Here is a 3,690-nt window from a genome sequence, read left to right as displayed (position 1 = left end):
CAGCCCGACGCCGATGCCCAGCAGACCGTCGACGCCTTCAGCGAAGCCTATCCCAACGTCGAGGTCGAATGGGTCCGCGACGGCACGACGCAGATGATGGCGCGCCTGCGCGCCGAGTTCGAGGCCGGCCAGCCGCAGCCCGACGTTCTCCTGATCGCCGATACGGTCACGATGGAATCGTTGGAACAGGAAGGCCGCCTACTGGCCTATCCCGAGGCCGACACGGCAGCCTATCAGGAGGCCCTGATGGACCCCGAGGGCTACTATTTCTCGACCAAACTCATCACCAGCGGCATCGTCTACAACACCGCCGCCGAGATGGTGCCCTCCTCCTACGAAGACCTGCTGGCTGAGGAAGCTACCAACAACATCGTCATGCCCTCGCCGCTGGAATCCGGCGCCGCGACCATCCACATGGTCTCGCTCACTGGCCTGCCCGAACTGGGCTGGAACTACTACCAGGGCCTTGCTGACCAAGGTGCCATCGCGCAGGGCGGCAACGGCGGCACCTATCGTGCGGTGGCCGGTGGACAGGCGCTCTACGGCTTCGTCGTGGACTTCCTCGCGCTGCGCAACATCCAAGACGGTGCGCCCGTGGGCTTTGTTTTCCCGGAAGAGGGTGTCTCGGCCGTGACCGAGCCGGTGGCGATCCTTGAAAGCGCGAACAATGTTCCCGCCGCGAAGGCCTTCGTCGATTTCGTCATCTCGGAAGAGGGCCAGGAACTCGCGGCCCGGCAGGGCTACCTGCCCGCCCATCCCGACGTCGCCGCGCCCGACTACTTCCCCGACCGGTCCGAGATCAGTGTGATCACCTTCGATCCGGCCGAGGCGCTCGAGAACGATGCCGCCTACAAGGAGCGGTTCAGCGAGATGTTCGGCGGCTGATGTGGCGCAGGATCGGCGGCGAGGGGCTCACCCTCGCCGGACTGTCGCTTGCGGCAGCGGGCTTGTTCTTGCTGCCGCTCGGTCGTCTCTTCTGGACGGGTCTCGCCGAGGGGGGCGCCCCGATCGGCGAGGCGTTGTCCAGCGACCAGGTGCGCCGGGCACTCTGGCACAGCCTCGACAGCGCGGGAACATCCGCCTTCTGCGCGCTGCTGTTGGGCACGACCCTCGCGCTTGTGCTGGGGCTGACCAATATCCGGGCCAAGGGGCTCTTCGTCTTCCTGCTCCTGCTGCCCATGATGATCCCGCCGCACGTGACGGCGATCTCGTGGATACAGGCGCTCGGACAATCGAGCCCGGTGCTCTCGCTGGTGGGGCTCGCGCCCCCGGTGGGGGCCGCGCACCCGCTCTATTCGCGTGGAGGGGTGATCCTGTTGCTCACCATCCAGCACACGCCGCTGGTGTTTCTCGTCGTGCTGGCGGCCCTGCGGGGACTGCCGCGCGAGATGAGCGAGGCCGCGCGTATCGCGGGCGGGCGCCCCTTTAGACTGCTGACCCGCATCATGCTTCCGCTGCTGGCGCCGACGCTGGTGGCGGGTGTCGCGCTGGCCTTCGTCTCGGCGCTCGGCAATTTCGGCATCCCGGCGCTGCTGGGCATCCCGGGCCGCTTCATCACCCTGCCGGTGCTGATCTGGCGGCGATTGGCGGGTTTCGGACCCAGCGTGCTGACCGATGTGGCCGTGCTGGCCATGGGGCTCGCGCTGGTGGCGGTGCTGGCCGTCATCCTCCAAACCTGGCTGCAACGGAAGGTGCGCGCCGGAATGACCGGTCCACCGCAGCCGGCCCTGCGCATCGACCTCGGCCGAACCCGCCCACTCTGGGAGGCCGGGCTCGCGATCTTTGTCGCTGCGACGCTCGTGATGCCGCTGACCTCGCTCGTCGGGACTGCGCTGGTCGCGACCTACGGCATCCCGCTCAGTCTCTCGACCATGACCTTCGACAATTTCGCCGAGGTCCTGTTTCGCCAGAGCGCGCCGATCCGCGCCTTCGGCAATTCGACCCTGATCGCGGGGCTCGCGGCGCTGACGCTTGCCGCGCTCTCGGCACTGGTGGCCTATTTCGCCGGGCGGCGCGGCTCGACCGGGCGCCGGCTGGGCGGCGTCGTCACGGCCCTCGCGGACGTCAGCTATGCGATCCCCGGCTTGGTGATCTCGGTCGCATTCATCCTGATCTACATCCGGCCGATCCCGGGCACCGGCATCTCGCTCTACAACACGCTGACGCTGATCTGGCTGGCCTACCTGACGGCCTATTTCTCGGTCGCGCTCAAGCCGGTCTCAGCGGCGGCAGGGCAGCTCGATCCCTCGCTCGACGACGCGGCGCGGGTGTCGGGCGCGGGTTTTGCCCGGCGGATCGCGCGGATTCACCTGCCGCTTCTGGCCCCGGCCGCCGCATCGGGGGCGATCCTCGTTTTCCTCACCGCCTACAACGAGATCACGGTGTCGGCGCTGCTCTGGTCGCGTGGGAACGAGACCATCGGCACGACGATCTTCAACTACGAGGACGGCGGATACACCACGCTGGCGGCCGCCATGTCGACGATCACAGTCATGGCCACCGTGCTGCTGATGGCGCTACTCGACCGGCTGGGCCGTCACCTGCCGCCCGGCGTGGTGCCCTGGCGCCTGTGACGGGGCCGGGGACTGCCCCATGTCACGGCGCAGCGCCCAGCCGCCCGTGATGCCAAGCGGCACCGTCTCTCCGTCGCGCAGAGGGACATGGCTGGCCACGGGCAAGGGCTCGGCGAGGCCTTGCACTTCGGCCAGCCCTTCCCAGACGCCCCCGCGGTAGAAGACGCGGCTCAGCCGACCTTGTAGCGGCCCGTCGCCCAGAGCCACGTCCCCGGGGCGCAAGACCACCTGCGCCGGGCCGTTCACATCGCCCCCAACGGCCACGTATCGCCCGGCAAGCGCCGCCGATCCCGACAGCACCGTGGTGTCGAGGACGGCCGACCTCCCGATGAAGCGCGCGACCTCGGCATTGGCGGGACGCTCGTAAAGTCCTCGTGGCGTTGCGATCTGCTGGAACTGGCCCCGAGCCATCACCGCGACGCGGCTGGCCAGCGCCATGGCCTCGCGCTGATCGTGGGTGATGTAGATCGTCGTGGCCCGCGCCTTGCGATGGAAGGCGGCGATTTCCTCTTCCATCGCGGCACGCAGATGCGGGTCTAGGTTGGCCAGAGGTTCGTCCATCAGAACGGTGCGCGCTCCGCCTGCAAGGCAGCGGGCAAGGGCCACGCGCTGACGCTGTCCACCCGAGAGCTCTGCCGGACGCCGCGCGGCAAAGTCTTCCAGAGCAACGGTCCGCAGGTGGGCGCGGGCGTCCTCCCGGGACTTCCGCCGCGACCCGCCGCCGCTTTCGATCGGGAAGGCGACGTTGCCCAGCACGTCCATGTGCGGCCAGAGCGCGTAGGACTGGAAGACCACGCCGACATCGCGTGCCTCGGGCGGGACGTGGTGCTCCGGGGAGGACATCGTCCGACCACCAAGCGCGATCTCGCCGCCGTCGAGATGTTCCAGCCCCGCCACGAGCCGCAGAAGGGTCGACTTGCCGCAGCCGGAGGGCCCAAGCACGACGAAGAACTCGCCATCGTCGATTTCGGCCGAGACACCGTCGACGGCGGCATGCGCGCCAAAGCTCTTACGAATGTCGGTCAAAGTCAGGGCCAAGACGCATCTCCTGTCCGTCAAGCGTTTGCGCCATTCCGCATGGCGAAGTCCCCGGGTCAAGTGAAGGTCTTTTGAACCC

General features: G+C 68.2%; 3 protein-coding genes. 2 read left to right on the top strand and 1 reads right to left on the bottom strand.

The window, feature by feature from the left end; genetic code table 11:
• Positions 1-885 (top strand): ABC transporter substrate-binding protein (locus tag C8N44_RS22825; protein WP_107978980.1); only part of this gene is annotated, 885 nt, incomplete at its 5' end.
• A complete protein-coding gene (locus C8N44_RS22820) occupies positions 885-2,573 on the top strand; it encodes an ABC transporter permease (RefSeq protein WP_107978979.1) in 1,689 nt (562 codons plus the stop codon). The genes C8N44_RS22825 and C8N44_RS22820, both read left to right, overlap by 1 nt.
• Here the strand turns inward: C8N44_RS22820 and C8N44_RS22815 are convergent.
• Positions 2,517-3,611 carry an ABC transporter ATP-binding protein gene (locus C8N44_RS22815; protein WP_107978978.1) on the bottom strand — a complete coding sequence of 365 codons (1,095 nt, stop codon included), beginning with the start codon at positions 3,609-3,611 and terminating at the stop codon, positions 2,517-2,519. The two genes, C8N44_RS22820 and C8N44_RS22815, sit on opposite strands and share 57 nt — an antisense overlap.
• Positions 3,612-3,690 lie beyond the last annotated feature (79 nt).

It is taken from the genome of Allosediminivita pacifica, from assembly GCF_003054175.1.
GTDB lineage: Bacteria > Pseudomonadota > Alphaproteobacteria > Rhodobacterales > Rhodobacteraceae > Allosediminivita > Allosediminivita pacifica.
Note: the sequence above shows the minus strand (reverse complement) of the source record. Positions and strands in the feature narration are given on the sequence as shown.

Bases quoted from the DNA above. Each gene is read 5' to 3' on its own strand.
- C8N44_RS22820 (WP_107978979.1), top strand. From the start codon at position 885: ATGTGGCGCAGGATCGGCGGCGAGGGGCTCACCCTCGCCGGACTGTCG.